Source organism: Clostridioides sp. LIBA-2809, assembly GCF_056688965.1.
Map to the genome: position 1 here is coordinate 1,398,050 of NZ_CP197004.1, position 15,010 is coordinate 1,413,059.

Sequence of the window (15,010 nt, forward strand, 5' to 3'; positions counted from 1 at the left end):
ATGTTATATATGTATAGTGATAGTATTAAAGTTAAAAAACACAATGATTTAGTTTGCAATTTTAAATTTTTAAGGATTTAAAAGGCTCTAAGTTATTGTGTTTTTTTATGTAAATACAAAATTAGAATTATATCGAAATAAATATGGATAATTAAGTATAAATAGTAATTTTTTGATGATAATATAAACATGGAGTTTAATGAATTATTTAATTTTAAGTATTTAATAATAGCTATAATTTTTATAATAAGTATACTTATATTGATTTTAATGTCACATATAAACATCTTATTAATAGCTGATATAAATAACAACGATATTCTTCTAACAATTAATATAAAATACATGTTTAATTTAATAAATATAAATAGACAACTTTATCCAGCTGAAAATAGTAAAAATAATGATAAAAAAGAAGGGATGAAGAATAATATAGATTCAAGTATATTATTAGCTGATGACCTTTTAAGCGTTTATAGACTATTAAAAAAAATAAAAATACATGAACTTTATTCAAATATTAATTTTGGAACTGAAAATATCGGCTTAACATCTTCTGTGTATGTATTAATAAATACGCTATATGGAAATTTATTTAATATAATTGATGCAGAAAAAATGTATTTAAATGTAAATCCGGATTTTACAAAAGATTATGTTTTGGGAAATATAAGGATACATATAAGGTCAAGAATAAAAGATTTATTTCGCACTATAATAATGATTAATAAAATTATGAATAAGAATAAAGGAAATTATAAGGAAGGTGATAGTAATGAGAGCAACAGGTTCGATACAAAGTCTTATGGAAACAACTCTTGAAACAATTAAAGGTTCTATAGATGCAAATACTATTATAGGAGACCCTATAAAAACAGATACTACAGTAGTTGTACCTATATCAAAGGTTACGATTGGATTTGGTATAGGAGGAGGAGAATACTCAAAAGGATATGATGAGAAAGATAAAGAAATTGAATCAAAAAATGAAAAAGCAGATACAAATTTTGCTGGAGGTAGCGCAGGTGCTATATCTGTGCAACCAGTAGCATTTGTAGTTGTTGAAAGTGGAGAGACTAGAATAATGAGTTTAGATAGTAACATTAATCTTGTAGATAATATATTATCTATAACTCCTAGAGTATTGGAGAAAATTCAAAATATATCTCAAAGCAATAAAAATCAAGATAAAAACAATATGCAAAAATAAGATAAAATATTTACAAATATAGATGTTCTTACAAATAAAGTAGTGGGATTAGTATAAATCCCACTATTTTGCTGTGTAACTTAAACGTTTATCTTTAGTAAGATTTTAGTTTAAAACAATTTAAATAGATAATAAAGTTGATATATAGTATAATTATAAAAAGAAAAGAAAGTATTATGTTATAGATATATAAACGTATTTGAGGATATAAGAGGGAGTTATAAATCATTAGTTTTGAGGTGAGTGTTATGAACGATAAAGAGTTATCTATTTTGTTGTTAGAAAGTATGAATAACTTTCATAATTTAATAAAAATTATTAATAATGAAAGATATAAAAAAAGCAAGATTCTTACAGAAAGGCAATTTTTTGCCTTAGTAAAAATAAGAAAACATGATAAAATAGAGCTTAAAAATTTAAGTAGAGATTTGCATGTATCTACTTCTAGTTTATGTATACTACTTAATAAATTGGTTGAACAAGATTATGTGTATAGGGAAGAAGATAGTAGAGATAGACGAAATACATTTTATGGCATAACTAAAAATGGAGAAAAGATATTAGATGATGAAATATTAAAGTTTGTTTCTATAATAAGTGATAAAATGGACTGCTTAGATATAGATAATAAAGATAAATTATTTGCTTCTTTAGAAGAATCCAAAAACATAATAGAACAATTATTTTAAAAAGGAGAATTTAGTATGAAGATAAAATGCTCTAAAGAAATATTAAAAAACCTAGAGAATGCTATAACAGTAGTAGCAATGTTTGATGATGAAGATGTTTCTACAACATTTGAAGAATTAAATACTGTAAGTAAAAACTTTAAAGCTAAAGAGAATAATATAGATACTGTAACATTACTTGAAAATGGTAATTTAGTAAGTATTTGTTTTGTTGGTTTTGGTAAGAGGGAGTTATTAAATAGAGAAAAAATTAGAATCATAGGTGGAAACTTATGTAAGAAGTTAAAAAATATATTGAAAAATAAAGAATACAAGAGTAATAACATTAATATACTGAATCTTGATTTAAATAGCGATGAAATTGGTGCTTTTACAGAAGGTGTATTACTTGGAAATTATAAGTTCGATAAATATAAGACAAAAGACAAGGATTCTAAAAAAAGAGAAATTGATAATATAATTATATTTACTGATAAGGAAGCTGAATGTCAAATTGAAAAATCAATGGTGTTAGCTAATTCAAATATAATAGCTAGAAACCTAGTCAATGAACCATCAAATATAATCTATCCAAAAACATTAGCAATAGAAGCAATTAGACTTGGTGCAGAGTTCGGATTTAATGTTGAAGTTTATGAAGAAGAAAAAATAAAAGCATTGGGAATGGAAGCTTTTTTTGCTGTTTCAAGAGGTTCTGTTAATAAACCAAGATTTATAGTGATGCGATATTTTGGGAATAAAGAAAGTAAAGATATACTAGGATTAGTAGGTAAAGGATTGACTTATGATACAGGTGGATATTCTTTAAAATCAAATGCTTCTATGTTAGACATGAAAACAGACATGGCTGGTGCTGCAAGTGTCATAGGCGCTATGTGTGCTATATCTCAAAATAAACTAAAGAAAAATGTTATATCAGTAATAGCTGCATGTGAGAATTCTTTATCAGGAGGCTCATATAAACCTGGGGATATAATTAATTCTATGGCAAAGAAAACTATTGAAGTTTTAAATACAGATGCAGAAGGTAGACTTACATTAGCTGATGCAATATATTACATTATAAATAATGAAAAAGCAACAAAGGTAGTTGATGTAGCTACATTAACTGGTGCTGCTTTAACATTATTGGGTAATGTTGCAACTCCTGTAGTTACAAATAATGATGAATTCTATTGTGAATTAGAAAAAGCATCTACTTTGTCTGGAGAAAGAGTATGGAAGATGCCAATTTATGATGAATTTATAGATATGATAAAAGGAGAAGAAGCAGACCTTAAAAACATAGGAGGTAAAAATGCTGGGTGTATAACAGCCGGAGCTTTTATTGGTGAATTTGTTGGTGATACTCCATGGATACATATGGATATCGCCGGAACAAGTACATCATCAAAATCAATTGGATACAAATCAAAGGGAGCAACAGGAGAACCTGTTAGAACTTTGTACTATTTAGCAGAAATGTAAAGGAACAATCATAAAATATAACTTATAAAGCCACATAGATAATTTTTATATATAAGATTATCTATGTGGCTTTATTTTTGAATTTAAATAAACTATTTACTCTTTTTCTTTTTTTCAAGTATAAAAGTATCTCTATTAGATAAAAGAGCGGGTATGTACATAATACTAGTAACAAAAATAAATGTAAAAATAGCAGTTATACTATGGCTTAAAAATCCATAATAGTATTGTGAATTTGTAAATGTGTTTAGTAAAAATATGAATGAAAAATAAATTAAACAAATAGCTAAATTATCTCTAAGTGCGTATCTGTTAACTTTAAATTTTCTAACATCGACCATATAGATGTTTGCATAAATTATCAGACACTTAGAAAAGACAAATATAAAATATATTAAGCTAGGAAATTCATAACCCAAGTTTTTAGAAAAAATGAGTTCTCCAACTGAACAAACTAAACTCCAAGAAAAAAAGATGTTAAAAAGATGATACTGTTTAAAAACAAGTATAGCTATACACAGGTATATGCAGATATAATTAATTCCAATTGGTAAAGAGTTTAGAGTACTATAATTACCAGAAGAAATAATTAAGAATTGCTCTAAAGCCATAACTATTACCATTAATGTACAAATTATCTTCTCAACGGTGTAGCTATAAGGTAAAATATTTTTTGTTAGTTTTGGACAATAGTATAAAAACAATCCAAATATAAAGAGGCTTACAAATTGTTCACTAGAAAAAAGAAAAATTTTAAACATATAATATTCTCTCCTATAATAAATTTTAATATGTATCTATATAAATATATTCATTATCTCTCAATTTAATATATAAAAAATTTAATAATAGTTAGATTTTTTATAGAAATTTTGATAATTAAAAACATTCTATTGTTTTGTAGATATATTCTAATCATGTCAAAAAATAAAAAAATTTTTATTTACTAGAGTTTTTGGAAATAATAATAACAAATATTAGAACTAATTAACAGTTTTTGTAAGTATTTGACAATAGAGAGGGTGTAGCAAATGGGAATAATAGAGTCAGCATCAAAATTGGCTGAGATGGTTCATTTATTAGCTGTTGAAAAGGGGATAGATGATATAGAAGCATGGGATGAAGCTGTGGAAGAATACAGTAAACTTTATGAAGAAAGGCGAAAGGAATAGGGTAATAAAAACTTGATGGTAAAAGTAAATTTACTTAAAGAATTTTAAATTTTTATAAAAATATTAAAAATGATATAAATAAAAAAGATGGTATTTCAAATGTAAGTAAAAAATCATTTTGTGATACCATCTTTAAATATTTACTTCAATAATGTACAAGCAATAAAAATGTACAAACAATAAATCTTACTTATCTATATTTTTTATGTAGCCTCTTTTTTCTAACTTACTTATATGTTCTTTGCGTATTTCATCAAGATTAATACCATATTGCTCTTCTAGCTTAAACATCATAGTAACACATGTCTGAGCTACATCCATTAGCTCCTTAGCAGTTTTCTTTATAATATCAACTTCATCTAAGTCATTATTTTCTCCACTTAGATTTCTGAATTTACCTATACATTCAGCTAATTCACCTTGTTCTTCACCCATTTTGATAAATGTAGATTCTAGTGTTGGGTCTAAATTATTAAGTTCTGGTAAGGATATAGTTTTTAGTTTCATAAAAAGCTCCTTTCAAGTTATTCATATTTTTACTAAAACATCATAACAAAGATAATACTAAAAATAAACTTTAAATTCAACATAAAAACTCATATATATAGTAAAAATAGTGAAATAAATCTACATTTGTCTTAATACAGCATCATATAAAACTTCTCCAATAGGCTTATTTATTACAAGAGAAGCTGATTTATCATAAACTGTATTTGCTTTATTAATAAGAGCTATATAGTTACCTTTATAATAATCTATAAAACTTGCAGCTGGATATACAGCTAATGATGTACCCCCTATGATTAGTAAGTCAGCATTACTTATAGCAGAGATTGTTTTAGTAATAACATCATTGTCGAGAGCTTCTTCATAAAGCACTACATCAGGTTTTACTATAGAACCACAGTTGTCACAGTAAGGAATATTACCACCTAAGTTTAACATAGCTTCTAAATCAAAAAACTTACCACATTTAGTGCAATAATTTCTGTGTACAGAGCCATGTAATTCTAAAACATTTTTACTTCCAGCCATTTGATGAAGACCATCAATATTTTGAGTTATCACTGCTTTAAGCTTACCCATCTCTTCTAGTTTTGCTAAAGCTATGTGAGCATTGTTTGGCTTTGCATTAGGATATATTAATTTATCTTTATAAAATTCAAAAAAATCTTCTGGGTATCTAACAAAAAAAGTATGTGAAACTAATTGTTCAGCAGTAAATTGTTTATTAAGTTTCTGACTAAACAGTCCAGTAGAACTTCTAAAGTCTGGGATATTAGACTCAGTTGACACACCAGCTCCACCAAAAAATACTATATTGTTATGATTAGCTATCAATTCTTTTAAGTTATTTGCATCCATAGTTACACCTCCAAATTATTATATATAAATTGTACTACATATTAGGATGTTTATGTTACTTTATTAGAACTCAGTGTTTTTAAAATAAGTTTGGTATTCTCAAAATAAATTTATGTGGTAATCACATGTAACATTACAAGTACTATAAAAAAAATCTATTTTCATATTTAAAAAAACTATAGCTTAATAAGAAGAATAAAGAATTTATAAAAAGAATGTATACAAAATGTAAATAGACAATATTTACTAAAATCACAAGTTGTCGTATAATTATATTAAAATTGTTTTAGTGTATAAGAAGGGCGGGGAAGTACGTGAAGAAAAAAGCAGCGTTAGCAACATTAGCTGTATTACCCTTAAGTATGATAAATGCACATGCTGATGGTGATGTAGGTATAGTGACTATAAATTATTTAAATGTAAGAAATGAGCCAACTGCCGAAAGTAGTATAGCCTTTGTTGCTAAGAAAGATGACAAGGTTTTGATTAAAGACTCTTCTGATGGATGGTATAAAATAAAAGCTGAATCTGGACAAGAAGGTTGGGCTTCGTCAAAATATATAGCAAAATCAAATGGTGATTCTTTAAGAACATCTACAAATAAAGAAAAACAAGTTACTTCAAATAGTTTAAATATGAGAAATGGAGCAGGTACAAGTTATAGAATAATAACTGTATTAAAAAAAGGACAAAAGGTAGAAGTAATATCAGAGAGTAATGGATGGTCTAAAATCAAATATGATGGAAGATTAGGATATGTATCTAGTTCTTATTTAGGAGATGTTTCAAACTCAACTAATAACTCAAAAACTAAACAAGTAAATACAACTTCACTAAATGTAAGAAGTGGGCCGAATACAAGTTATGGTTTATTAGGTAAGTTACCAAAAGGAAGTAAAGTGGAAGTACTTTCAGAGAGTAATGGATGGTCTAAAATAAAGTATAATGGAAAAGATGCATATGTATCTAGTATGTACTTATCAGATGTAAGCCAAAGTAATTCAGATAATTCTAATCAAAATAATGATAAAAAAAATACTGACAAAGTTGTAAATACAGCTTCTTTAAATGTAAGGAGTGGACCTGGTTCTACATATAGTAAGTTAGGAAAGGTTTATAAAGGAAGTAAAGTAGAAGTACTATCAGAAAGTAGTGGATGGGCTAAAATTAATTTTAATAATAAAGAAGCCTTTGTAGTAGGTAATTATTTATCCAATTCAACAGGCAATGACAATTCGAATAATGATAACTCGAATAATGATAACTCAAATAGTAATTCTAATAATAGTGGAAATAATTCATCATCATCAGGTCAAGTAAATGGAATGTCTGGTATAAGTGGAGCTAAAATTGATTATAAATCTTTGAGTTATACTTTAGCATCTCACATAAGTAAACAAGTTGAGAAAGCAGCAGCAGGAGGAAATGTAGTAGCACCAGGAAATAGAAAAAGCACTCCAAGTCCTGAATATAGTACTTTTTCAGCCCAGAGAACAAGTTCATTTGTAAATGCAAGTTCAAGTGATATAGAGTATTATTTAAATCCTAAAAACTTTACAAATACTACTAAAGGTATGATGCAGTTTTTGAAGATTAATAGTTATAGAGGAGGTATTTCAGAATCGAGTTTAAACTCATATCTTAATGGTCTATCTTCTAGTATCTTTAAAAATCAAGGAGCAGCATTTATAAATGCTGCTAAGAAGTACAATATAGATGTTGTATATCTGGTATCACATGCTATGTGGGAAACTGCCTATGGCAAATCTACACTTGCACAAGGTCAGACGCTAACATCTTATAAGGGACAACCTCTTAGTAAACCAGTTAAAGTATACAATTTTTTTGGAATAGGAGCAATAGATAAAAGTGCTAATGTTTCAGGGGCAGAAGCAGCATACTCTAATGGATGGACTAGTGTAGAAGCTACTATAGATGGTTCTGCAAAGTGGATATCTCAAAATTATATAAACAGTTCTAAATATAATCAAAATACTATTTACAAGATGAAGTGGAATTATGATTATACATGGCATCAATATGCAACTGATGTAAATTGGGCGAATGGAATTTCTGGGATTATGGAAAATCTAATTGGTCTTTATGGAGGAGGAAGCAGTTTAGTTTTTGAGGTTCCTCAATACAAGTAATACATAAGTAAAAAATACAGACTATGGGTAGTTTTCATTTTATTTAAATTATCTATAGTCTTTTTGTATATAATTTACAAGGTATAAAGTTAATATTAGCAAAATTTTTATGTTATAATATTAATTCTAAGTAAAGATAAGTGAATAATAGATAGAAATAGATAAAAAGTGGTAATAATATATAAAAGATAATTTTGAGAAAGGAGGATATACATGGAAAGTATTAAGGAATATTTAGATAAGTTGGAAATTAACAATAGTGGTCTTGGAAAGCAACTTAAAGAAGTTTACATAAATAGAGTAGTTTATTTTAAAGAAGACAAGATAGTTTACTTTTACCTAACTTCTAAAGATATTGTTTCTCATGAGCTTTTAGATAAATTTAAAGAGGAATTGATGTATAAACTCGATTACTTTAAAGATATGAGAATGAAGATAAGGTTCACTGGTTTTGAAAGAAAATCTAATAAAGATGTCATAAAAAAATATTGGAATAATATATTGTATATATTGAAGTATCTTTGTCCATCTATAGCAGGATGGTATAAACAAGTAGAATTTCTTTGTTTAGATGAAGAACTAAAAATAAAACTTCCCAAAGGTATATTTTATGAGCGATTAATGAAAAAAAATGTAATTTATGTGCTTAGAACTGTGCTTAGTGAAGAGCTAGGATTAGATTTAAATATAACAATTGAAAAGGCTGTTGATGAAAAGATAAATAAAGAGAGACTTATAAGAATTAATGATAGAGAGATGGAAGAAAAAATTAGAGCTTTAGAAATTGGAAAGATTAATAATTGTGAAGAACATGAAGAAGAAAGTTATGTCATTAAGTCTGAAGTAGATGAAAACTTAGTCTATGGAGATAATGCAAATGCCATGATTGAGAATATAGCTGAATTAAACTCATCTTCTGGAACAGTTGCAGTTGTTGGGGATATATTTGATGTTGAAACTAAGGAACTTAAAAACGGAAAAATACTTATGATAGCATCAATTACAGACTATACGAGTTCAATAAGTTGTAAACTATTTTTAACAGACACAAATAAAGATGGAGTACTTGAAAATGTTAAAAAAGGAGCATATTTAAAAATCAAAGGTGACATAGTTTATGATACATATCAAAGAGAAATTAGTATGATGATTAGTGGGATAAGAAAAGAATCTAGGCCAGAGAGAGAAGACAAATCAGAAGAAAAAAGAGTAGAATTACATGCACATACACAAATGTCTTCTATGGATGCTATTTGTTCTGTCAAAAAGCTTGTAGAACGTGCAGCTAAATGGGGACATCCTGCTATTGCTATAACAGACCATGGTGTCGTACAAGGATTTCCTGATGCTATGAATGCAGGTAAGGCAAATAACATAAAAATACTTTATGGAGTAGAGGGATACTTGGTTGAAGATGATTCTCTTATTATAGAGGATGCAAATGACAAAGAACTTTCACAAACATTTGTTGTATTTGATATAGAGACAACTGGATTTTCCAATACAAATGATAAAATAACTGAAATTGGTGCTGTAAAAATAGAAAATTTTAAGATTGTAGATAGATTTAGTGAATTAATAAATCCAGAAAAAGATATTTCTTATAAAATACAAGAATTAACAGGAATAACTAATGAGCTAATAAAAGACAAGCCAACCATTGAAGAGGTTCTCCCTAAGTTTATGGAATTTGTTGGAGATAGTGTATTAGTAGCACATAATGCAGAGTTTGATACAGGATTTATATCACAAAAGTGTAGAGAACAAGGTTTATTATACAATAACAAAAAAGTAGATACCCTTATGTTGGCAAGAGTCATGTTGCCAAAATTAAAAAGACATAGATTGAATCTTGTTGCTAAAGAGCTTGGTATACCTCTTTTGAATCACCATAGAGCAGTAGATGATGCTGAGGCTACAGCACTTATATTTAATAAATTTTTACAGATACTTACAGAAAAAGGTGCAAAAACTTTAAGTGATGTAAACAATGTACTTGGGAAAATTGATTATACAAAGCTTAGCACAAATCATATAACCTTAATAGCAAAAAATTCTGTAGGTATAAAAAACTTATATAAAATAATTTCAGATGCACATGTAAATCATTTTTTCAGAGCTCCAAGAATACTTAGAAGTGTATTGAATGAATATAAAGAGGGCTTGATAATTGGTTCAGCATGTGAAGCAGGAGTAGTTTTTCAAGCTGTAAAGAAAAATGTACCTGATGACGAAATGAAAAAAATAATAGATTTATATGACTATATTGAAGTAATGCCTATAGATAATAATAGATTTATGATTGATAAAGGAGAAGTCAAAGACGAAGAAGAGTTAAGAGAACTTAATAGAAAGCTAATTGATACAGCTAAAAAATTTAATAAAATTCCAGTAGCCACTGGAGATGTTCATTTTTTAGATAAACATGAAGCAGTGTTAAGAAAAGTTCTTAAGTATTCTCAAGGTTTTAAGGTAGATGAAGAAGAAACTTATTTACATTTTAGAACAACAGATGAAATGTTAGAAGAATTTGGTTATCTTGGTGAAGAATTGGCATATGAAGTTGTAGTGGAAAACAGTAATTTAATTGCTGATATGGTTGAAGATATAAAACCTATACCAGACGATACCTATCCACCAATTATAGAAGGTTCAGATGTAGAATTAAGAGAAATGTGTTATGAAAAAGCTAGACGAATCTATGGGGAACCAATACCAGAAATAGTTCAAAAAAGACTAGATAGGGAATTAAATTCGATAATAAGTAATGGATATGCAGTCATGTATATTATAGCTCAGAAACTAGTTGCAAAATCTCTTTCAGATGGTTATCTAGTTGGTTCAAGAGGTTCAGTTGGGTCGTCTTTTGCAGCGACAATGAGTGATATAACAGAAGTTAATCCTCTTCCAGCACACTATATTTGTGAAAATGAAGATTGTAAATATTCATTCTTTTATGAAATAGGTGAATGGGGTTCAGGAGTTGATTTACCAGATAAAGATTGCCCAAAATGTGGAAGAAAGCTTGCAAAGAATGGTCATGATATACCATTTGAAGTATTTTTGGGTTTTGAAGGTGATAAAGAGCCAGATATAGACCTAAATTTCTCTGGAAATTATCAGCCGATAATTCATAAATACACAGAAGAATTATTTGGGGAGGGGTATGTATATAGAGCAGGTACCATAGGTACTGTAGCAGAGAAAACAGCGTTTGGATATGCAAGAAAATATGTAGAGGAAAATAATATAAGCGTACCAAATGCAGAAGTACTCAGACTTTCAAATGGTTGTACAGGAGTAAAAAGAACTTCAGGACAGCATCCAGGAGGAGTTATGGTTATACCAGATTATAAAGATGTGTATGATTTTACACCTATTCAATATCCAGCAAATGATACTTCTTGTGGTGTAATAACTACTCACTTTGATTATCATTCAATAAGTGGTAGAATACTGAAATTGGATATACTTGGACACGACGGTCCTACCATAATAAGAATGCTTGAAGATATTACTGGAATAAATATAACAGAAATACCATTAGATGATGAAGAGACTATGTCTTTATTTACATCTACAGAGGCATTGGGAGTTACTCCAGAAGAGATAAATTGTCCAATAGGTTGTCTTGCTGTACCTGAGTTTGGAACTAAATTTGTACGTCAGATGCTACTTGACACAAAGCCTACTACATTTGCTGAGCTTGTACGTATATCTGGTCTTTCCCATGGTACAGATGTTTGGGTAAACAATGCACAAGATTTAGTTAGAGAAGACATAGTTGGGTTAAAAGATGTTATATCAACACGAGACGATATAATGAACTATTTAATATTTAAAGGATTACCTCCAAAAATGAGTTTTACAATAATGGAGAGTGTAAGAAAAGGTAAAGGTCTAAAGCCAGAACATATTGAAGAAATGAAGAAAAATGATGTTCCAGAGTGGTATATAGGTTCATGTAAAAAGATTAAATACATGTTCCCAAAAGCACATGCTGTTGCTTATGTTATGACATCATTCAGAATTGCATATTGTAAAGTTCACTATCCAGAAGCATTTTATGCAACTTATTTTACTACAAAAGTTGAAGATTTTGATGCAGATTTAATTGTTAAAGGTCTAGATTCTATAAAATCAAAAATAAATGAAATTGAAGCATTAGGGAACGATGCAACTACGAAAGAAAAAGGTATGTTAACAGTATTAGAAGTTGCTCTTGAAATGTATGCTAGAGGAATAAAGCTATTGCCAGTTGATATATACAAATCAGATGCGACTGATTTTATAGTAGTGGGAGAAAAGACATTACTTCCACCAATGGCAGCAATACAAGGCCTTGGAGGTAATGCTGCTATAAATATTCAAAATGAAAGAAAAAATGGTGAATTTATATCAAAAGAAGATTTGAGAAAGAGAACGAAAATATCAAAAACGGTAATAGAAACTCTTACTAATCATGGTTCACTTGAGAATATGAGTGAGAGAAATCAATTGTCACTGTTTTAAGTTAGTTCAAAAAGTTGCAAATAAAAGAATTTTATGATATCATAGTATAGAAAATAGTATACTTTGCAGAAACTAAGAGTGAGACAGCTGTTCTCACTCTTTTATTTTAAATATATTATTAAAACCAGTTTAATTTTATTAAATATGTTTTATTTAAAATTATAGTAACTGGTCATTTACAATTGAATAGGAGGAAATTTAATGAAAAAAAATTTAGAAGCTACAATTGAAGAGATTGTAACTAAAATAACAGATGAACATGGATTTGAAATGGTTGATGTTGAATATGTAAAAGAAGCGGGAGAATACTACTTAAGAGTATACATAGATAAAGAAGAAGGAATATCTTTAAATGAATGTGAATTAGTTAGTAGAGAATTAAGCCCAATATTAGATGAAAAAGACCCTATAAAGGAGAATTATTTTTTAGAAGTATCTTCTCCAGGACTTGATAGAGCATTAAAAAAAGATAGAGATTTTGTAAGATACCAAGGTAGAGATGTAGATTTAAAACTATATAAAGCATTAAATGGATGTAAACAATTTGAAGGTGAACTTGTAGGACTAACAGAAGATAATAATATAAAAATCATTGTAAATAGTGAAGAAATGGAATTTAATAGAAAAGATGTTGCTATTGTCAGATTAGCAATAAAGTTTTAGTGGTATATTAAATAGGGAGGAAATAAAAAAATGAATCATGAATTTATGGAAGCACTAAACGAATTAGTGGTTGATAGAGGTATAGATAAAGAGATACTTATAGATACTATAGAACAAGCTCTTTTAACTGCATATAAGAAAAACTTTGGTTCAGCACAAAACGTTAGAGTTGAATTTGATAGAGACAAGGGAGATATAAAAGTATTTTCTCAAAGAGTTGTTGTTGATGAATCAGATTTATATGATACTTTCTTAGAAATAGAGTTAGCAGATGCTAGAGAGATAAACCCTAATTATGAATTAGGCGATATTATAGAGCATGAAGTTACTCCTAAAAACTTTGGAAGAATTGCAGCTCAGACAGCAAAACAAGTAGTTGTTCAAAGAATAAGAGAAGCTGAGAGAGAAATAGTGTATAATGAATTTATAGAAAAAGAAAATGAAATAGTTACAGGAGAGGTTGCTAGAGCAAATAAAAACATTGTTTATGTAAACCTTGGAAGAATAGAAGGTATAATGACTCAAAGTGAGCAAATACCATTTGAGAATTATAAAGCAGGTCAAAAAATAAAATTCTATATACTTGAAGTTAAAAAGACTAATAAAGGACCTCAAATAGTTGTATCAAGAAGTCATCCAGGTCTAGTAAAGAGATTGTTTGAAGAAGAAGTTCCTGAAATATATGAAGGAATAGTTCAAATAAAATCTGTAGCAAGAGAAGCAGGGTCAAGAACTAAAATGGCAGTAAGGTCTATAGATGAAAAAATAGACCCAATTGGAGCTTGTGTTGGACCAAAAGGACTTAGAGTAAAAAATATAGTGGATGAACTTGGTGATGAAAAAATAGATATAATAAAATATAGTGAAGACCCAGCAGAGTTTATATCAGCAGCACTTAGCCCATCAAAAGTTGTTAGAGTAGATATAAATGAAGATGAAAAATCTGCCTTAGTAATTGTTCCAGATTATCAGTTATCGCTTGCTATAGGTAAAGAAGGTCAAAATGCAAGACTTGCAGCAAAATTGACTAACTGGAAGATAGATATTAAGAGCGAATCTCAAGCAGAACAAGAAATGTTAAATCTTGAAAATTCCAGAGAAATAGAAGATGAGGATGTTAAAGCTGAATCTATCAACCAAGAAGAGTTAGATACTTCAGATGATACTTTTAGTGAAGAAGAGTAAGGAGGGATGATTTTGAAAAAAGTAAAAAAAGTGCCTCAAAGAAAATGCATAGCATGTCAAGATAGAGACTCTAAAAAAGAGCTTATAAGAATAGTTAAAAATAAAGAAGGAAAAATATTTTTAGACCAAACAGGAAGAGCTAATGGAAGAGGAGCATATGTATGTAAAAGCTCTGAATGTCTCAAAAAGGCTATCAAAAGCAAAGCATTAAATAAAGCTTTTAAGATAGATGTTCCTGATGAAGTCTATGATAATCTACTTATGGAGTTAGAAGAATATGAAAAATAATAAAGAAAAAATACATTCATTCTTAGGGCTCGCAACTCGTGCAGGGAAAATAGTGTCTGGTGATGACTCAACTTTGCTTGACTTGAAAAAAGGAAAAGTAAAGTTGGTTTTAATAGCAGAAGATGCATCAAATAATACTAAAAAACTTTTTAAGGATAAATCAACTTTTAGAAATATTCCATATCTATTTTTTTCAACAAAAGAGGAAATAGGATTTGCAATAGGAAAATCTCCAAGAGCAGTTGTAGGAGTAAAAGATGAAAATTTTTCTAAAAAGATAATTGAACTAATAGAAGTTTAAAATAAAAT

14 protein-coding genes are annotated in these 15,010 nt (G+C 28.4%); 11 read left to right on the forward strand and 3 right to left on the reverse strand.

The annotated features are described in order from the left end of the window. Positions 1 to 189: 189 nt before the first annotated feature. The 4 genes from ACTG44_RS06745 (at position 190) to ACTG44_RS06760 (ending at position 3,366) form a co-directional block, all read left to right on the forward strand. Positions 190 to 822: a DUF2953 domain-containing protein gene (locus ACTG44_RS06745; RefSeq protein WP_021384013.1), complete on the forward strand. Its 633-nt coding sequence runs from the start codon at positions 190 to 192 to the stop codon at positions 820 to 822. Then, the gene (gene ytfJ, locus ACTG44_RS06750; protein ID WP_479920035.1) at positions 776 to 1,210 is read left to right on the forward strand and encodes a GerW family sporulation protein; all 435 of its coding nucleotides are present in this window, start codon (positions 776 to 778) and stop codon (positions 1,208 to 1,210) included. The genes ACTG44_RS06745 and ytfJ overlap by 47 nt, the downstream gene beginning before the upstream one ends. A 248-nt stretch (positions 1,211 to 1,458) precedes the next feature. Next, positions 1,459 to 1,899 carry a MarR family winged helix-turn-helix transcriptional regulator gene (locus ACTG44_RS06755; RefSeq protein ID WP_479921490.1) on the forward strand — a complete coding sequence of 147 codons (441 nt, stop codon included), beginning with the start codon at positions 1,459 to 1,461 and terminating at the stop codon, positions 1,897 to 1,899. Between the two features lie 15 nt (positions 1,900 to 1,914). After that, entirely contained in the window at positions 1,915 to 3,366 is a 1,452-nt protein-coding gene (locus ACTG44_RS06760; protein WP_479921491.1) for a leucyl aminopeptidase, read from the forward strand. Positions 3,367 to 3,458: 92 nt separating this feature from the next. On the opposite strand, the gene ACTG44_RS06765 is transcribed toward ACTG44_RS06760, so the two are convergent. Continuing rightward, the gene (locus tag ACTG44_RS06765) at positions 3,459 to 4,127 is read right to left on the reverse strand and encodes a TMEM164 family acyltransferase (protein ID WP_021384003.1); all 669 of its coding nucleotides are present in this window, start codon (positions 4,125 to 4,127) and stop codon (positions 3,459 to 3,461) included. 270 nt (positions 4,128 to 4,397) lie between these two features. On the opposite strand from ACTG44_RS06765, the gene ACTG44_RS06770 reads away from it, so the two are divergent. Beyond that, entirely contained in the window at positions 4,398 to 4,538 is a 141-nt protein-coding gene (locus ACTG44_RS06770; protein ID WP_021384055.1) for a hypothetical protein, read from the forward strand. A 186-nt stretch (positions 4,539 to 4,724) separates the two neighbouring features. Here ACTG44_RS06770 and ACTG44_RS06775 read toward each other — a convergent pair whose 3' ends face one another. Beyond that, complete coding sequence (locus ACTG44_RS06775; RefSeq protein ID WP_021384031.1) at positions 4,725 to 5,045, reverse strand: MazG-like family protein; 321 nt, start codon at positions 5,043 to 5,045, stop codon at positions 4,725 to 4,727. A 120-nt stretch (positions 5,046 to 5,165) separates the two neighbouring features. Beyond that, positions 5,166 to 5,903, reverse strand: a complete 738-nt coding sequence (locus ACTG44_RS06780) for an NAD-dependent protein deacylase (protein WP_021384028.1) — start codon at positions 5,901 to 5,903, stop codon at positions 5,166 to 5,168. A gap of 314 nt (positions 5,904 to 6,217) precedes the next feature. Between ACTG44_RS06780 and ACTG44_RS06785 the strand changes: the two genes are divergently transcribed. The 6 genes from ACTG44_RS06785 to ACTG44_RS06810 all read left to right on the forward strand — a co-directional run bounded on the left by ACTG44_RS06785 (position 6,218) and on the right by ACTG44_RS06810 (position 15,002). Beyond that, a complete protein-coding gene (locus ACTG44_RS06785; RefSeq protein WP_479921492.1) occupies positions 6,218 to 8,053 on the forward strand; it encodes an SH3 domain-containing protein in 1,836 nt (611 codons plus the stop codon). A gap of 213 nt (positions 8,054 to 8,266) precedes the next feature. Beyond that, the gene (locus tag ACTG44_RS06790; protein WP_021384036.1) at positions 8,267 to 12,565 is read left to right on the forward strand and encodes a PolC-type DNA polymerase III; all 4,299 of its coding nucleotides are present in this window, start codon (positions 8,267 to 8,269) and stop codon (positions 12,563 to 12,565) included. A gap of 201 nt (positions 12,566 to 12,766) precedes the next feature. Continuing rightward, entirely contained in the window at positions 12,767 to 13,228 is a 462-nt protein-coding gene (locus tag ACTG44_RS06795) for a ribosome maturation factor RimP (protein ID WP_021384019.1), read from the forward strand. A 30-nt stretch (positions 13,229 to 13,258) separates the two neighbouring features. Next, positions 13,259 to 14,413, forward strand: coding sequence for a transcription termination factor NusA (gene nusA, locus ACTG44_RS06800; RefSeq protein ID WP_021384044.1), 1,155 nt, complete (start codon positions 13,259 to 13,261; stop codon positions 14,411 to 14,413). 6 nt (positions 14,414 to 14,419) lie between these two features. Further along, positions 14,420 to 14,701 (forward strand): RNase P modulator RnpM, encoded by a 282-nt coding sequence (rnpM, locus tag ACTG44_RS06805; protein WP_044213074.1) that lies wholly within the window; start codon positions 14,420 to 14,422, stop codon positions 14,699 to 14,701. Next, positions 14,691 to 15,002 (forward strand): L7Ae/L30e/S12e/Gadd45 family ribosomal protein, encoded by a 312-nt coding sequence (locus tag ACTG44_RS06810; protein WP_021384040.1) that lies wholly within the window; start codon positions 14,691 to 14,693, stop codon positions 15,000 to 15,002. Before rnpM ends, ACTG44_RS06810 begins: the two co-directional genes overlap by 11 nt. The last annotated feature ends 8 nt before the right edge of the window (positions 15,003 to 15,010 follow it).

Bases quoted from the DNA above. Each gene is read 5' to 3' on its own strand.
- ACTG44_RS06745 (WP_021384013.1), top strand. From the start codon at position 190: ATGGAGTTTAATGAATTATTTAATTTTAAGTATTTAATAATAGCTATA.
- ytfJ (WP_479920035.1), top strand. From the start codon at position 776: ATGAGAGCAACAGGTTCGATACAAAGTCTTATGGAAACAACTCTTGAA.
- ACTG44_RS06755 (WP_479921490.1), top strand. From the start codon at position 1,459: ATGAACGATAAAGAGTTATCTATTTTGTTGTTAGAAAGTATGAATAAC.
- ACTG44_RS06760 (WP_479921491.1), top strand. From the start codon at position 1,915: ATGAAGATAAAATGCTCTAAAGAAATATTAAAAAACCTAGAGAATGCT.
- ACTG44_RS06765 (WP_021384003.1), bottom strand. From the start codon at position 4,127: ATGTTTAAAATTTTTCTTTTTTCTAGTGAACAATTTGTAAGCCTCTTT.
- ACTG44_RS06770 (WP_021384055.1), top strand. From the start codon at position 4,398: ATGGGAATAATAGAGTCAGCATCAAAATTGGCTGAGATGGTTCATTTA.
- ACTG44_RS06775 (WP_021384031.1), bottom strand. From the start codon at position 5,045: ATGAAACTAAAAACTATATCCTTACCAGAACTTAATAATTTAGACCCA.
- ACTG44_RS06780 (WP_021384028.1), bottom strand. From the start codon at position 5,903: ATGGATGCAAATAACTTAAAAGAATTGATAGCTAATCATAACAATATA.
- ACTG44_RS06790 (WP_021384036.1), top strand. From the start codon at position 8,267: ATGGAAAGTATTAAGGAATATTTAGATAAGTTGGAAATTAACAATAGT.
- ACTG44_RS06795 (WP_021384019.1), top strand. From the start codon at position 12,767: ATGAAAAAAAATTTAGAAGCTACAATTGAAGAGATTGTAACTAAAATA.
- nusA (WP_021384044.1), top strand. From the start codon at position 13,259: ATGAATCATGAATTTATGGAAGCACTAAACGAATTAGTGGTTGATAGA.
- rnpM (WP_044213074.1), top strand. From the start codon at position 14,420: ATGATTTTGAAAAAAGTAAAAAAAGTGCCTCAAAGAAAATGCATAGCA.
- ACTG44_RS06810 (WP_021384040.1), top strand. From the start codon at position 14,691: ATGAAAAATAATAAAGAAAAAATACATTCATTCTTAGGGCTCGCAACT.